The organism is Spiroplasma ixodetis (assembly GCF_059729505.1).
In genome coordinates, this window is the sequence record NZ_AP038353.1 from 806,242 (window position 1) to 823,107 (window position 16,866).

At 25.2% G+C, this 16,866-nt stretch carries 13 protein-coding genes and 1 pseudogene; 5 read left to right on the top strand and 9 right to left on the bottom strand.

Going from position 1 to position 16,866, the window contains the following annotated elements:
- The first annotated feature begins 131 nt into the window (after positions 1-131).
- Entirely contained in the window at positions 132-287 is a 156-nt protein-coding gene (locus AC6I4F_RS05325) for a hypothetical protein (RefSeq protein WP_497873046.1), read from the top strand.
- Between the two features lie 115 nt (positions 288-402).
- On the opposite strand, the gene AC6I4F_RS05330 is transcribed toward AC6I4F_RS05325, so the two are convergent.
- The 3 genes from AC6I4F_RS05330 to AC6I4F_RS05340 form a co-directional block, all read right to left on the bottom strand.
- Positions 403-1,338, bottom strand: a complete 936-nt coding sequence (locus AC6I4F_RS05330) for a hypothetical protein (protein WP_497873047.1) — start codon at positions 1,336-1,338, stop codon at positions 403-405.
- A gap of 207 nt (positions 1,339-1,545) precedes the next feature.
- Positions 1,546-2,406: an IS1595 family transposase gene (locus tag AC6I4F_RS05335; protein ID WP_497873048.1), complete on the bottom strand. Its 861-nt coding sequence runs from the start codon at positions 2,404-2,406 to the stop codon at positions 1,546-1,548.
- A gap of 420 nt (positions 2,407-2,826) precedes the next feature.
- Positions 2,827-4,320 carry a YfcC family protein gene (locus tag AC6I4F_RS05340; RefSeq protein WP_497873049.1) on the bottom strand — a complete coding sequence of 498 codons (1,494 nt, stop codon included), beginning with the start codon at positions 4,318-4,320 and terminating at the stop codon, positions 2,827-2,829.
- Between the two features lie 248 nt (positions 4,321-4,568).
- On the opposite strand from AC6I4F_RS05340, the gene AC6I4F_RS05345 reads away from it, so the two are divergent.
- Positions 4,569-6,329 (top strand): APC family permease, encoded by a 1,761-nt coding sequence (locus AC6I4F_RS05345; RefSeq protein ID WP_497873050.1) that lies wholly within the window; start codon positions 4,569-4,571, stop codon positions 6,327-6,329.
- 1,421 nt (positions 6,330-7,750) lie between these two features.
- Here the strand turns inward: AC6I4F_RS05345 and AC6I4F_RS05350 are convergent.
- The 3 genes and pseudogenes from AC6I4F_RS05350 to mnmA form a co-directional block, all read right to left on the bottom strand.
- Positions 7,751-8,537 (bottom strand): annotated as a pseudogene (locus tag AC6I4F_RS05350) (IS3 family transposase).
- Between the two features lie 81 nt (positions 8,538-8,618).
- Positions 8,619-8,939: a hypothetical protein gene (locus tag AC6I4F_RS05355; protein WP_497873051.1), complete on the bottom strand. Its 321-nt coding sequence runs from the start codon at positions 8,937-8,939 to the stop codon at positions 8,619-8,621.
- Positions 8,940-9,230: 291 nt separating this feature from the next.
- Entirely contained in the window at positions 9,231-10,346 is a 1,116-nt protein-coding gene (gene mnmA / locus AC6I4F_RS05360; protein WP_497873052.1) for a tRNA 2-thiouridine(34) synthase MnmA, read from the bottom strand.
- Between the two features lie 127 nt (positions 10,347-10,473).
- Between mnmA and AC6I4F_RS05365 the strand changes: the two genes are divergently transcribed.
- The 3 genes from AC6I4F_RS05365 to AC6I4F_RS05375 all read left to right on the top strand — a co-directional run bounded on the left by AC6I4F_RS05365 (position 10,474) and on the right by AC6I4F_RS05375 (position 12,702).
- On the top strand, positions 10,474-10,668 hold the full coding sequence (locus AC6I4F_RS05365) for a hypothetical protein (RefSeq protein ID WP_497873053.1): 195 nt from the start codon (positions 10,474-10,476) through the stop codon (positions 10,666-10,668).
- A 362-nt stretch (positions 10,669-11,030) separates the two neighbouring features.
- Entirely contained in the window at positions 11,031-11,357 is a 327-nt protein-coding gene (locus AC6I4F_RS05370; RefSeq protein WP_497873054.1) for a transposase, read from the top strand.
- A gap of 184 nt (positions 11,358-11,541) precedes the next feature.
- Complete coding sequence (locus tag AC6I4F_RS05375; protein WP_497873055.1) at positions 11,542-12,702, top strand: hypothetical protein; 1,161 nt, start codon at positions 11,542-11,544, stop codon at positions 12,700-12,702.
- 52 nt (positions 12,703-12,754) lie between these two features.
- Here AC6I4F_RS05375 and AC6I4F_RS05380 read toward each other — a convergent pair whose 3' ends face one another.
- The 3 genes from AC6I4F_RS05380 to AC6I4F_RS05390 are packed head-to-tail and all read right to left on the bottom strand — an operon-like array spanning position 12,755 to position 16,744.
- Positions 12,755-14,116 (bottom strand): Sapep family Mn(2+)-dependent dipeptidase, encoded by a 1,362-nt coding sequence (locus AC6I4F_RS05380; protein WP_497873056.1) that lies wholly within the window; start codon positions 14,114-14,116, stop codon positions 12,755-12,757.
- A gap of 26 nt (positions 14,117-14,142) precedes the next feature.
- A complete protein-coding gene (locus tag AC6I4F_RS05385; RefSeq protein WP_497873057.1) occupies positions 14,143-15,153 on the bottom strand; it encodes a hypothetical protein in 1,011 nt (336 codons plus the stop codon).
- A gap of 40 nt (positions 15,154-15,193) precedes the next feature.
- On the bottom strand, positions 15,194-16,744 hold the full coding sequence (locus AC6I4F_RS05390) for a hypothetical protein (RefSeq protein WP_497873058.1): 1,551 nt from the start codon (positions 16,742-16,744) through the stop codon (positions 15,194-15,196).
- Between the last annotated feature and the right edge of the window lie 122 nt (positions 16,745-16,866).

A 16,866-nucleotide genomic window follows, 5' to 3' on the forward strand; every position in this document is an offset into this window, starting at 1 on the left:
AATTAAATTATAACTATTAACTTTACTCACCCTAAATTGAGATATCTCAATATTTAAGGAATGAACAAATATTTTGTTATCTTTCTTTAGAACCAAATTCTGATAAAATTTTAAATTATGCTTTTGAACAATTGGCATTTTTAATTTTTAATAATAAAAAATATGTTAATGATGCTTTTCTTAATTTTAAAGTAGGTGTTTTTTTAGAATTTGAAGCAGTAGTGCATGAACAATTTCAATTAAAACAAATCTCAGCAATGAAAATTAATAGCGAAGAATTAAAATAATATATATTATTTTGAAGTAAAAATTAAGGTAATACTAGACTAGTTATTACCTTAATTAATATATTTTAGAAAAGTTGAATAATGATTTTATGCTAATCATATCATTATTATTTTACTATTGAGTGTTTATTCTTATTATTGTTGTTGACTTTAAAGAAATAGTTTCTTGGTTTTTTACTAAAGCAATAGAAAGTGTTAGTTCATCTCCGTCTGTTAAATGATTTGGACGAGGGAATGCTCCTCATCTTTCAAAACTTATAACATTAAATTTTGCTTTTCAACCAACTAATTGTTCAAAGTTATTAAATTTAATAGCTTTTTCAGTTCTGCTTTTGCTTATTAATGGTAATTCTGTTTTATCTTTTAATCATTTATTAACAGTTTCTTCTAATTTATAACCCGCTTGGAAATGCTCAATAGAACTTCCTTCATAAACAAATTCATTATAACTTAACTTAGCAGGACTATCACTTGCAAAAATATTAAATAAAGCATCAGTTCCAGTCATAACTTTTACTGTATATTTATCCCCTAAATTTGTTTTACCATCTTCTTTAAAGAATTGTAAATTATATGTTCCATCACCAACTACAAGTTTTTCATCATCATTTGGTTCTACAAATTTACTAGTAGAAACTTTTATATTAGATATTTTATTTTTAATTTTAGCAACTTCCGCTGCATCAAAAGTACCATCTTCAGGTGTTGTTCCTGATGTTAATTTCTGTTGTAAAACAGATTTTAAAAAATAGAAACTGTCTTTATCTTTAGCTTTGGCTTGACCAGTAGTTACCTCATTTTTTAATAATTTAGTAACCAAAATATAGGAGTTATCAATTCAGAAAAAGGATGTATCTTTTTCTCAATCAAGTCTAATAGTTTTTAAACCGTTTCCTTCATCATTTGTTAAACCTAAATTTATTGATACTTGATCTAGTAATATTTTTAGCTGATCTTCTTTGTTGTTAACACAAGCTATAACAGTAGTTACTGGTACTGTTGTTATGACACTAGCACCTAATAACTTTAATAATGTTCTCATATTCCTCATTTTTTTCTTAACCTCCTCAGTTAAATCTAGAATAGATGTGAGAAATTATCTTCAATAATCTTATGTAAAACATATTATTTTAAATAACTCACTAACACTATTATAATACATAAAAAAAATTGGCTTTTATCCCTTTATGTACTATTTTTAAATTTTATCACATAAATGGAGATAAAAGCCTATCTAGGAAATTATCACCACATGTATCTAAATCAAACACAAAATTATAGTTTCAAAACTAGGTATCTTATTGAATTTATATGCAGCTTCTTTTGCATATAAATGAATATTGTGTTTTGAAACTTTTATGTGTGTTCGGAAAGTTCGTCGGATGTTTTTTCATGCAGATTCAATCTGGTTTGTGTTTACACCTGTTGATGACACATACCCAACTTCATGATTTACGATTTCATGTTTGTGATAGAAGTTTTTAAAACTTCCATATCTCTTCCAAGAATCCGTAAATAGACAACACCCAGTAGAAATGTGTTTCAATGCAAATCATAAAAGGTTTTTCTCATCTGCTTTTTTCAATACTTTCACAATTAGTTTGTTGCTGGTTTTCTCATAAACTCCAACAATCAAGGTTTTAAAAAACAAGGATCTTCCTTGTTTTTTAAAACCTACATGTGAAAGATACATTTCATCTATCTGTGCTGTGCCATCATCAATGAACCCTGCATCTTGATTCCAAATTCTAGTTCTGATTTCATGACCCATTCTTCAAACTGTTTTATATGTCACACCCAATTCCCTTGCAACATCTGTTGACGGTATACCATGCTTTGTGTTTATTCATCTAAAGATGAGATAAAACCAAGATGTCAAAGGTGTTTGTGACTTGTGAAAAATGGTGTCATGAAGAATACTAAATGTTTGATGACATTTCAAACATCTCATTCTTCTCAAATCAGAAACATTCAAACTAGAAGAAGCACACCTGATACATTTCATTACTTTCAACTTCGCTATATATTTCAAACAATCGTTTTCATTTTGAAATATGCTATTGAATTCATTTCAATTCATTTTTTCCTCCACACTAGTACATGTGGGGATAATTTCCAAAAAATTTTATGGTTTTTTACACATTTAAGAGTTTATTTGTAAATTATTAATAGTAAAATTAAATAAAAAAAACACTTATAATTTTAATTTTTAATATAATAAAAATATATTAAAAATATTTAAGATTTTAATTAAAAATGGCTTTTCTCCCTTTATGTGATAAAATTTAAAAATAGTACATAAAGGGAGAAAAAGCCATAAAATATTAGAACAAATTTTTTTACCAGAAGATGAAGTTGTAGAAATTTCAGAATTAGCAGATGATCAATTAAGTCTACTAAATAATAAACAAACGCAAACAAATCGTGAAAGTGAATGTTTTCCCAAATGCTGTTTAATTTTATAAAAATGAAATAAAAAATAAAAAAACTTTTCTCTAATTAGAGAAAAGTTTTAATTAACATAGTGCTTTAAATTCTACTAAAATATTGATTGAGGTAATAAAGTTCCAATACTTAACATTATTAAGGCAAAGACAGTAATACCAATAGTATATGGTCAAATTACTCGATAAAAACTTGCTAGAGGAACTTTAGCAATGGCAAGTCCTGCCATCATTACACCTGCACTTGGTGCAAATAAATTAATTCAACCACTAGCCATAACAAAAGTAGTAATCATTCCTGAACCTAATCCTAAAGGAATTACTATTTTTGAAACAATAGGTAAAACGGCTTTTGCAAATCCTGATGTTGAAGGAATAACAAAGGCAATCAAAAGAAAAGCAAAAAAACCAATAATAACAATAGCAAATCTTGGTAATTTATCAATACTTTGCAATTGTCCAACAACAACATGTTGCATTCCTGAATGTTGTAATGATCAACCAATTCCACCAGCAACAGCAATTATTAAAGCAACACCTAATAATTCTGAAGAACCACTAATAAAATTACGAACATATTGTTCTTCGCCTTTTCAATCAATTGCTGCAATGATAATTGAAACAAAGAAAAATAAGAAAGCTAACATTTCAATGTTTCAGTCACCAAATGCATTAATTTGACTTGTGAAATATGGAAAATATTTAATTAATGTATTGTGAAAATCATCAAAAATAGTTGTTCCTGTAATTTTACCTCATGGAATAATACAAATCACCATAATTAAAAATGTTAATCCAAATAGTGATGAAATAATTTTACGACATTTAGTAAATTCAGGTATTTCTTCTTTATTAATAAATTCTTCATGATGCTCACTATGTAAGTGAAAAACAACTGATTTTTCAGGATTACGTTTAACACGGATTGCATATCACATAACAAAAGCAATAGTACCGATAGTTGCTAAAAATCAACAAATTAAACGTCAGATGATTCCATCACCAGGATTTAAACCACTAGCTTGTGAAGCTGTGGCAATAGCAAAGGGATTAAGTGTTGAAAACATAACACCAACACCAGCACCCAATAAAATCATTAATACAGCTGTAACAACATCAAAACCAGCAGCTAACATTGCTGGAATAATAATTAAATAGTAAGGAATAGTTTCTTCACACATTCCTTCAACTGTTCCACCAATCGATAGGATAGTCATAATTGAAGGAATAATTCAAATTTCTTTTCCGTTTAGACGTTTAACTAAACGACCAATTCCTGCATCTAGTGCACCTGATTTCATAACTATGCCAATATATCCACCAATTACTAAAACAAAAACAATAATATCACTGCTACCAATGAAACCTTTAATTGGAGCCAAAAATAAGTCCATGATACCTAATGGTCCACCGTCTTGTCAAGGGTTATCAGTACTTACAGGCTTTGATTCATCTTCTAATCATTTACCTGTTGTTCCTGGAATCCAAGAAATAATGATAATTAGAGCAATAATAAAGAATAAGACTGTAATTACTGTTGGCATTTTAAATGGAAATAAACGAAATTTTTTCTTTTTGGTAATTCCCATATATGATTAATACCTCCTTCTTTATTTTTTTTAAAAGTATTATTATATAATACACTATTTATCATGTAGAATAAAAGATGTTTAAGCTTATTTTTTAAAATAACTTATTAAAAAAGTAGTATTTTAAAATAAAATTAGTTATTATAAATTACATATATTTTTTTATTTTTTTGATTTTATTGACTATTTCATTAATTAATGAAATCACTTTAAAGGTATATAATTATTATAATTGAAAGGAAAATATTATGTTAAAACTTTTTAAGAAAAAAGAAAGGACAAATCATAAATTAACCTTATCAGAATTAGTCTGGTTTGGTTTTAATTATACTGTTGGAATTACTTTTACTGCTAACTTTGCAATTTTAATTAATAAAGATAGTTTAAATTTAGGTTCTCATATGATTTGAATTTTTTTAGTAGAAGGTTTAATTGCAGGAACTTGTGCTTGAGCTTTCTCAAGACTTTCAAGAGTACATCCAGGTAATAATGGTGCTGCTTATATTTATGTTAGAAGTAGTTATGGTCGCTTTTGAGGTTGATTAATTTCTTTTTTACAGTATGCTACTTTACCTGTTATAATTAGTTCACAAATTGTATCGATGATTAGAATTAACTTTACTGATCCATCTTCTTTTTTATATGCTAATTGAGGAGTATGACAACATTTAGGATTAGATTTGATTGGAATTCTAATTTATGGTTTAAGTTCTTGTGTATTGTTTTTAGGAATCGCTGCATTTAAAAAATTTGTGAATATTTCTAGTTATTTAAAATGAGGAACAACTTTTTTATTAATCATAGCAACTATTATATTATTTTTGATGGCAGGAACTTCAAATTGAGATATGACTACTTCTCATCAACAATTAACTGCTAATAACTTTTCAGAATCTTTTGCCATGTGTTTCTTTTTCTTTTTAGGATTTGAAACCTATTCAACAATTGGTAAAAATGTTAGAAATCCTGAAAAAAATATTAGTCGTTCATTGGTTATTGTTATGATTTTATCTACTATTTTTTATATGGCAGTAACAATTCTTATGATTGGTGCTGTTGCTGGTAATTTTTCAGATAATCCCAACTTAAGTATTTTTAAAATTTTAGGTGATAAAGATCATACACAATGATTAGGAATAATTGGTATCCTTGTAATGTTAATTTGTACTATTTCATTAAAGTCTAATGCTGGAATGCAAAATGCTTTATATAGTGGTGCTATTTTAGAACCATTATCTGTTGAGGGGTATATTTCACCTAAATATAAAGAATTATCAAAAGATAACATTCCGTTTAAAGCTTCTAGATTAAATTTAATTATTACTTTTTCTTCAGCTTTTGTATGATTAATTTTACCTGATATTATTGGAGTAATAGTTGATACGTTACATCCTGTTTATAAGGATGGACAATTAGTTTTAAGTTCGATTGTTAATTATGGAACATTAACTGCTGAAGCAGGTATTATTATGGTTATTATTTATGTTTTTGTACTTTCCATTGCAATTAAGTTGTCTATAGAAAAGAAATTGAAAAAGAATATTTTTGAAATTATTATTTGACTTGCAGCAACACTTTTCTTAGTTTGACAATTTGAAGAATGATTAAGATCTTTAATCAATGGTTTAATTTCAGGAGCAAATCTTATTGGTAAAGGTGGAACTGATACTACAAAAGGAATATCTGATATAACTTCTAATGTTTTACAATTAGTTTATTTAATTGCTAGCATTGCATTTGCTCTAATTTGATACTTTGCTTATTATAAACCAATGCAAAGAAAAAGAGCACTTACAAATCCTAAATTACAAGAAGAATTGGATAGCGAATTTAGAGTGAAAGATGATTGACCTTTTGTTGCAAAAAATATACAAAATGAAATTGAAAATTATTTAGTACGTAATGTTTTAATTAATGGTGATGATAAAAACCCTAATTATATAATTGCTAAAAATGTACGTAAAGAATTATTGATGTCAGAAGGCGAATGGCGTGAAGACGAAGAATAAAAAAAAGTTTAAAAATGTATTAGTTATTATAACTAATACATTTTTAGTATTTATTATTTTTGACAAATTTTTATTTCAACTTTATTTAAACTTTTTTTATTTTGTATGATAAGATATATAAAGATTTATATTTATTTATAAATCATTCAATTTTTATTGTTATAAAAATTTCAGCCAAGAAATATTTATAAATAAATATCTCATATAATTTTTATGTTAAAAAGATTTTTTATGCTTGTTATGTTAAAAATGTTGTTTTACCTATTGATATTTTAAAAAATGAAAGAAATAAATTAGGTATAAAGAATATTGGTAATATTACTAAGTTAAGAAATAATAATGTTCGTACTAAGTGTAAATTAGTTCAAAAAGCATTACATAATTTTTATAATGCAAGAATTTTAATTTTTTTAACCTTAACTTATCATAAAAATGAAACTGATATTAGAAAAGCAAAACATGATTTACAATTATTTTTTAAACGTTTAAAGCGTTGATGAAATGACCCTAAACGTTCTAAACATTTAGGTGAATTAAGATATTTTTATGTTTATGAATATTAAAAACGTGGAGTAGTTCATTTTCATATATTATTTAATCGTAAAATACCTTATAGTATGATAACTAAATGATGACCACATGTTGGTAATAATAAAGGCATTGATTTAAAAGTTGTACATAAAGGTACAAATTAATTTGTAGTTAAATATTTAAGTAAATATGTAACAAAAGTTCAAGAAAATATTAAGTCTTTAAATCAAAAAGATGTTGGTATTCAAGCATATTCTTTTAGTAGAAATTGTAGAAATTCGTTTATAGTTCGTGGTAGTAAAACTTTAAGTTTACAAGAATTAGTACAAGCATGTGAAAAAGCAAAGGAATTTTATTTGTTTAAAACTAAACCCAATTAACAAGGTATTACAAATTTAATTAGTGGAAGTTATGATTATGTTGCTACTAGTGATTATTTTAAAGATTTTCAATATTATGTAAGTTTAGAAAGTTTGCGATTTAGGTTTTGATTAAAAAATAAATTTAATAAAAATGAAGTTTTAGATTTTCTTTATAAAGTTTTTGATAAAACTAAAATTGAAAAAATATTTTTAAAAAATTTTATTTTACATTAATTTTAATTTTTTGCAAGTAATATATATACTATATTTGTATTTTTTTGATGTTTTGATATACTTAATTTATAGTAAGTATTTTTTATTTTTCTTGGCTGGAATTAAAGAATGCTTACTTTTTTTATTTGTATATTTATTGATATTTTTATAAAATTTAGTAATATATTATTATAATTTTATATTGTTTTAGATGAGTTTTTAAATAGTATTTAACTTATTTGAATTGGTAAAAGTTCCATCCAAGGAATAGTTAAATATTAATATTAAAAACTTTTTATGGAATAGTAACCTTTTTTAGGACTGTTTTTTGGTAGACATTTGTGCTTGGTGTTTTATGGGGGTTAAGTAGTTTAGAGTGCTGTGGATTCTTATGTTGTTGTATCAATTGATACAATCAAATAATTCTAATTTTAATTGGATTAATGATGTAAAATTTTTATCATTAATAAACTCTGTTTTGAAAGTTTTGAAAGTTGCTGAAGCAACAGCGTTATCATAAGGACAACCTTTTTTGTTTAAAGAGTGGGTAATATTGAAGGATAATAAAAGTTTATCAATATTTTTATTATTAAATTCATTACCGCGATCACTATGAAATATTTAAATATCTTTTAAACAACGATTTGAGCACATAAATGCTTGATATACTAATGATGCATCTTTTTTAGTACCTACACTATGTCCAATAATTTCGCGATTGTACAGGTCGATTAATAAGCAAATATAGTTTCATTTACCATTAACTTGAACATAAGTTAATCACTAACAATAACTTCATTTTTAAGCCTATTATTAAAGTCTCTATTAACAAGATTAGTAATTTGACTATCATTGACTTTATTATGATAATTTTTGTATTATAATTTAGTGTATTTTGATATTAAATTATGTTTATTCATAATTTTTTTAATTCTTTTCTTAATTTAATTAATTCATTTTCTTCAATAGAACGGTTATCTTTGGTTTTAAAACTGCCTGAATTAGTAAATTTCTTAATTCAATTATAAGTAGCTGCTCTTGTAACATTGTACTCTTTAGCAAGACAAGACACTGACTTACCACTTTGATATAAAGCTACTATTTATTTTTTAAATTCATCTGAATATGAGTTAATATTGGCCATAATTATAATTCCTTTCTTTTAACTAATTTGTTCACTTGTCTACGTAATTAGTGTTCAATAAAGTGTAACCCATCCAGTATTAGTTTTTACTTTCATTTTTTTAAATTCATTTTTATTGACTAGACATTTATAAATGCCATTAGTTTTTAAAAAATAAATATTATCTTTTGCGTCAAATTTTAAGTTTATTATTAATCCATTTATGCCTTTTATTTTTATGAATGTATTTTTATCATTAGTATATTTATAAATACCATCATTAGTTATTGAATATATTTCGCCTTTATTATTTTTATATAAATCAGAAAAAATAAAATCATTATTGCTTTGATGAACATTATTTTTTTTTAAAACAATCATTTTGTAATGTGATTGTCTTTAAGTTAAAATTACTAATACAATTTTTAATAGTTATTGTAGATGCTAAGTTAATATTGTTAATATTTTTTTCATTAAAACTCTCTTTTTTGTTTTTTTCTATAACTTTTATAATAATAGGTTATTTTATATTTTAAAAAAGTAAAAAAGAAAATGAAATAAAATTATCTAAAAACTAAAAAAATAGTTTAATAGTAATTTTTGAATCTTGAAAATTATAAAAAAATATGCAATTAAAATTTTATTATTTATATTAGTTTTTTTAATAATTGATTAGCGAAATATTTGGTCAATAACTCCACCACCAAGACAAATATCACCATCATAAAAAACAGCGGTTTGACCAGGCGTAATAGCGCGTATTTTTTCTGAAAATTCAACCTTAATTTCATCATTATTAATAAAATTAATAATAACAGCAACATCAGGTTGACGATAGCGAAATTTTGCATTACATTTTAAAGATTTTTTTAATGTACTATTATTAATTCAATTCAATGATTTAACAGTACAATCGCTATTCATTAGTCATTTATTTTCATTATCATTAGCAACATAAAGGATATTATTAGTAACATCTTTTTCAACAACAAAATACGGAACTTTCATTCCTGAAAGATTAATACCTTTTCTTTGGCCAAGTGTATAGTAGTAAACACCATTGTGATTACCAATAGTAGTTTTGGTATTAATATCAACAATTTTGCCCGGATTAGTTGGTAAATAATTTGTTAAAAATGTTTGAAAATTACGATTACCAATAAAACATATGCCAGTAGAATCTTTTTTTGTTGCTGTTGGTAAATTATATATTTTTGCTAATTCCCTAACTTCATTTTTAGTTTTATTACCTAAAGGAAATAAACTATATTTTAATTGTTTTTGTGTTAATTGACATAAAAAATAACTTTGATCCTTATTATCATCAATTCCTTTTAATAACTGATATTGTTTAGTAATTGGGTTGTAGTTAATTCGTGCATAGTGCCCCATTGCAATATAATCTGGTTGTAAATTTTTTTGTGCATATTTTAAAAAAGCATCGAATTTAATATATTTGTTACATAAAATATCGGGATTGGGAGTACGACTTTTTTTAAATTCTTCAAGAAAATAAGTAAAAACATTATCTCAATATTCCTTAACAAAATCAATTCTTTCTAATTTAATATTTAATTTTTGGCAAACAGTTAAAGCATCAAGATAATCTTGTTCTTGTGGACAAATATCTTGATTATTGTTACCTTGTAAATCATTATTTAAAAGTGAATCTCAATTACGCATAAAAAGACCAATAACTTCATGGCCTTCTGCTTGTAAAAGTGCTGCTGTTACTGATGAATCAACTCCACCACTCATACCAACAACAATGCGTTTTTTTTCTGTCATTTTATTACTCCTTAGTACTTTTCATAAATGCTTAATAATTGTAACAAATATATAATAAATACCCAAATAAATATTTTTAAATTATTGAATTTACATATTGATTATTAAGTGATAATCCTTTATACTAATGTTAAAACACATAAAAGCAATGGAAATTATCTCCACATGTACTAGTGTGGAGGAAAAAATGAATTGAAATGAATTCAATAGCATATTTCAAAATGAAAACGATTGTTTGAAATATATAGCGAAGTTGAAAGTAATAAAATGATCAGGTGTGCTTCTTCTAGTTTGAATGTTTCTGATTTGAGAAGAATACTAAATGTTTGAAATGTCATCAAACATTTAGTATTCTTCATGACACCATTTTTCACAAGTCACAAACACCTTTGACATCTTGGTTTTATCTCATCTTTAGATGAATAAACACAAAGGATGGTATACTATCAACAGATGTTGCAATGGAATTGGGTGTGACATATAAAACAGCTTGAAGAATGGGTCATGAAATCAGAACTAGAATTTGGAATCAAGATGCAGGGTTCATTGATGATGACACAGCACAGATGGATGAAATGTATCTTTCACATGTAGGTTTTATTCAACAAGGAAGATCCTTGTTGAATAAAACCTTGATTGTTGGATTTTATGAGAAAACCAGCAACAAACTAATTGTGAAAGTATGTGAAAAAAGCAGATGAGAAAAACCTTTTATGATTTGCATTGAAACACATTTCTACTGGGTGTTGTCTATTTACGGATTCTTGGAAGGGATATGGAATTTTCAAAAACTTCTATCACAAACATGAAATCGTAAATCATGAAGTTGTGTATGTGTCATCAACAGGTGTAAACACAAACCAGATTGAATCTGTATGAAAACAAATCCCACGAACTTTTCGAACACACATAAAAGTTTCAAAACACAATATTAATTTATATGCAAAAGAAGCTGCATATAAATTCAATAAGATACCTAGTTTTGAAACTATAATTTTGTGTTTGATTTAGATACATGTGGGGATAATTTCCTAGATAGGCTTTTATCTCCATTTATGTGATAAAATTTAAAAATAGTACATAAAGGGATAAAAGCCAAAGCAATTTAACAAAATATGGTTTATAACCACTTTTGTAAAGTTTGTTACTAATGTTTTTTTTATGTTTTAATAAAGAAATAGAGAGAAGAGAAAAAATGCCACAAGAAGAAGAGTTATTAATAAATAATAATATAGATAGTAATATAGAAGCAAATACTATTAATAATAGTTGAAGTAGTTTAATATGATCAGATACTAAAAAAATAATTGGAACAGCTGGTTTATTAACAGCAGCAGTTGGTTTTAAAACTGTACAACGAGTATTTCAGGTAACAGTTACTAGTATTGGATCATTTGATTGAAATAAAGTAAATCCTTTAAATAATTTAGTTGATTTTGGATTAACTCCAGTACAATTGGTAATTAGTACAAAAGCAATGAATTTATGAAAATGGGGAGCAGAAAAAATTTGACAAGAAGGAAGAACAGTATTTAATAGAACTGCTGATCAAGAAATGAGTCTACTTTTATCTTTATATTCTGAAATTGGTGTTGAAGAAGGTTATTCATGTCTTTCAAAAACAACTATCTTTGGAAAAATGCTAATAGCAAAAGTTGGATATTGAATTTCGAATCATTTTATGATTACGGCTTCTAGTATGTATTCAGTTGGTTCTTTAACTAGTTTAACTGAATATTGAAGTAAAATTATTTATGGACCAAATATTTTATCAACAATTATACGAGCAGAATTTTTGTGTTATACTTCTATCTTAATAGATAAGGGTATAGAATATTTAACAAAAACATATATGTGGTTTGCTTTAAAAAGATATTTTAATTGTTTAAATAATAATATTAATGAAAATGATGAGTTAGAATCATTATTTTCTCAACAATCAAAATGTATGAGTCTTTTAAAAAGTGGTGGTTATTTAACAGCAATGGTAATAGCAACTATAATAGATAATGCAATTAAAACCGCAGCTGTTATGTATACTGCTGATAGATTACCAGAATTTGAATCTACATTTTTTCAAGTTCCAATGTTTGCTATTATGTTTGGTTTAATTATCAATGATACTATTGGTAATAAAGTATTAAATAAATATGCTAAAAAACAATGACAGAAATTTTTTAAGTCTACTCTAAATAATGAATTAGAGGAAATAGTAACTAATAGTAATTATATGAGTATTAATAGTAGTGATGAACGACAATTAACTAATAACTTTAATGATGAATTGGTGAGTGTTATTAATAGTATTAATGGTCCTGCATTTGGTGGTTGTCCTAGAAATCCTTCAATTGCATAAAATTTATTTGAATGAAAATAAAAAAAGTTAGAATAAACTATTCTAACTTTTTTTATAATTTACCAATTTCTAAACTTCCCAGTGTACTAATAGCACGTACATAAATTAACATTGATTTTCATAATTTGTCAACTTTAATAAATTCATTATATTGATGTTCAGTTGAGTTAGTATGATCAAATATTGCACCAAATGCTACACAATTTGGCATTGCTCTAGCATAAGTTCCACCACCAATTGCAATTGGTTTTGCTTTTTTATCACCAGTAACTTCTTGATAAATTTCCATTAATTTAATAACAATTGTTGATTCTTGTGGCATATATAATGGTTTATCATAATGTTGTTGTTTTATTGTTAAATTATAAGGTTTTAATATTTTTGTTAATCTATTTAAAATTTCTTGTAAATCAGTTTTAACTGGAATACGGATATTACATCCTAATTTTGAATTTTTGCTATTAATTTCAACAATGCCAACATTAATAGTAAAACTTCCAGATTCATCATCTAAATCACCAAAATATTTTGTTAAAGCAGTATCTTCTTGTAAAATATCACCAACAAATTTAATTAGATTATGTTCAACTTTAAGTTCATTTAAAATTAATAAACTTCTTAATCCTGCATTAATTCCTTCATCTGGTCGTGACCCATGTGCTGGTTTACCATGAATGGTAATTTGTTGATTATTATTTTCAATTTGATAATTCTTGTTTTTCCCAATTTTAACAAATGATTCAATATCAACACCATTAATATTACTAGTAGAACAAGTGACATTGTAAACATCACCTGCATTAATAACAATGTATTTATGACCTGTACCAATAATATCTAAGTTAATAATTCCTTTTTCAGCATATACTAGCGGAAACATACCATCAGGAGTAAAACCAAAAGTTGGAGTACCTTCTTGCTTCATATATGTGTTAATTGAATCTCATGTTGTTTCTTCAGTTAAACCAAAGATAACCCTAATTCGACGATTTGGTTGATAACCATGATCTTTTAAATATTTTAAACAGTATAGAATAATAATTGTTGGACCTTTATCATCTAATACACCTCGTCCATATAAAATATCATTAATAATTTCTGGCGAAAAAGGTGGAATTTTTCATTCTTCTAAATTACCTGGTGGTACAACATCAAGATGACCTAATATGGCAAATATTTCTTTACCATCACCATATTCTAAATATCCATATTTATTGTTTTTGTCACGATAAGTTTTAAAACCTAATTCTTGCACTAAATTAATAGCATAATCTAATACTTCTTTAACACCAGGCCCATAAGGTGCTGTTGTTGTGGGTGGTTGAGCATATGATTGAATTTTAACAATTTCTTTTATTTTTGTTAGTGCTTGCGGAAAATATTTTTCTTTTAACAATTTTTCATTGAATTTCATATTTATTCACTCCTTGATATATAAATTTAAATAGTAGTATTAGTTATAATATCAACTATTAAATCATTTAACAATAATCAGGAACTATTTGTGCAAGATAAATGATTATTTTTTATTTTTATTTGTTTATTTTTGATTAATTTACTAATCAGTGGCTGCTCTAGAATGTTATCACTTTTGTTAAATTTTATTCCCTTTTTTAGTAATAAACCTTGTATTAATTTTTGGATTAAAATTTCATTTGTTGATAAAATACTATTTTTTTGATTGTTATTATTAATGTTATTGCTATTAGTAATTATTATTGCTTTATCTTCTGTTTTAATATATGAAACAGCATTTGGACCAATTCCATAATAGTTTTCTAATAAACAATATGCAATAATATATTTTGATTGATTATTATTATTTTTACTATAACTATAGTATTCATAGTTATCATATTTGTGTTTTTTTAAGAAATTATTAATGTATCTTTTAATAGTAAGATTTTGTTTGTGATTATAACTATCATAGCTAATATGAGTTGTTTTTAATTGCATACATATTTGTAAATCATTATTAACATCAATTACTGTTTGATGAGGAAGATTATATTTTAAATCAATTGAGAAATTATTAATTTTTAAGTTAATAGCATCATTAATAATTTTTATACTTTGTTGATAATTAAATTTGTTATTTAATTGATTTTGAAAACTAATTATTTTTCAAATTAATCGTTTAATTTGAAATTTGGACAATAATTGTAGAGTTGTGAAGTTAGTATTATTAATAGTACATTCAAAGTTGTATTCTTTGATAGTGGTTGTCAATTGTTTAAGTAGTATTAATAATTGTTCTAAAAAAATAATTGGTAAAACTGACTTATTTTTGTTAGCAAGATAAATTGTTTTTAAGTTTAATTGGTATTTATTTATTATATTTGTTAATTCTTTTTTAATGCTTTCTATAAAATAAGAATAGTTAGTATTTACTTCATGTTTAAAATTAGGTATTTCTATATATAAATGTTCAATAGTAGTTTGTGTATTCATAAATAAATGATACTATATTTATTTTAAATTACTATTATATTTATGTTCTTGCTTTTCAATGTTGTTCTTTTGCAATATTTTTATTTCCTTTTGAAGAAATTTTAGTTTTTCAAGAAGGGTAATTTTCACCTTTACTTTTTGCATTAACAATATTCATTGGATCTAGATTATATAATTCAGTTGTTCCTTGTTGACTAGTAGGACGATGTAGAACAATAGTTCAAGAGTAAGTTTCTAAGTTATCTGCTGAGCTATAATCAGTGGTAAATGAATCACGAAACATTCAAGCACCACCATAATCTTTACGATATAATTTATCACTAACACCATCAATTATTTCTGCTTTTTCTCAAACAGTTTCAATTTGTTCTAATGTTCAATGGTGAGTAGTAACTTTTTGCACTTCGATTGTTTCTTTTTTTGTTTTTGTGTTTGTTTTATCTATTATTGGTTGTGTTTCTTCAACAGTTATTGTTTTTACTTGTTCATTAAAATTAGATGTTTCAGATTCAGAATAACTACTGTCTTTAACATCAAAACCACCTTGATTTTTTGATTGGTAATTAGTTTCGGTATTAATATTACTTTCTGTTGTTGGTGATTTTGAATATATTGTTGTATCTTCTACACTTGTTTTTTCAACTGTTGGTTTTGAATATATTGTTGCATTTTCGATATTATCATTTATTTCTTCTTCATTTGTAATAGATTCGGATTTAAGATTAGTAAGAGTACATGGTGTTGGTGAAACAGTTTCGGCATGATAAGCACCTAGCGTTGGTGTTTGTGATAGTTCATGATTAGTATAATAGACAGTTGCTGTTGAAGGATTAGTAATTATTTTTTCTTGTGTTAGATCTTGTTTAAGAACACTATTGTTAGTTTCTTGGTTTGCTATTTGTTGTTCTTCATTATTTTGAGGTACTGGTATTGGTACGATGTTAGGAAGCGTTATCGTATCATCAACTTCTTGTTTTGCTATTACTGTTTCTTGTTTTGCTTTTGGTTTAGCAATAGGCATTAATAGTGTATTTGATTTATATTTAGAGGTAATATTAATAATTAATCAGAGACTGTGGATTAATAAAAGTATTGAAAATAGCTCAGCCAACATTCATGGTAAAAAAGTTATTAGAAAGTTACCAGTTGTATTTATTATTTCGCCGTCTTTTTTATTAGCTAAGAAAGTAAAAGTTTTAAATCTAAAAATAAAAAATACAATAAGAAAGATAACAAATATTGCTGAAAAAATAAAACTTATTAAACAAAAAAGTGCTGATACACTATTTTTAGTTTTAAAAAAAATAAAAGGTACGACTACTAATGTAAAAGATAAACCAGAAACTATGAAAACAATAATACTTATTATATTGAAACTGATTTGTAAATTAGAATTAGGCTGTTGTGGATTATTGAATCATTTAATATAGTTATCAACTGCATCTCGACCAATAGTTGCTCATAAACCCCAACCTATCATTAAACTTGTAGTAATTAGAAGGCCATTAATAAGAATTGTTAATTTGCTATATAGACAAATACAATAAATTTTTGGTTCTTTCATTGAACTATAATTTATTTCTTCTATCATAAAAATACCCCAATCTATTTTTAATATACTTACTCTTTTTATAATTATATCAAATTAAAAATTAAGATAGTGTCGTGTAATTAATTGAACTGGAAAAATGAATAATATTAATATATTATTGT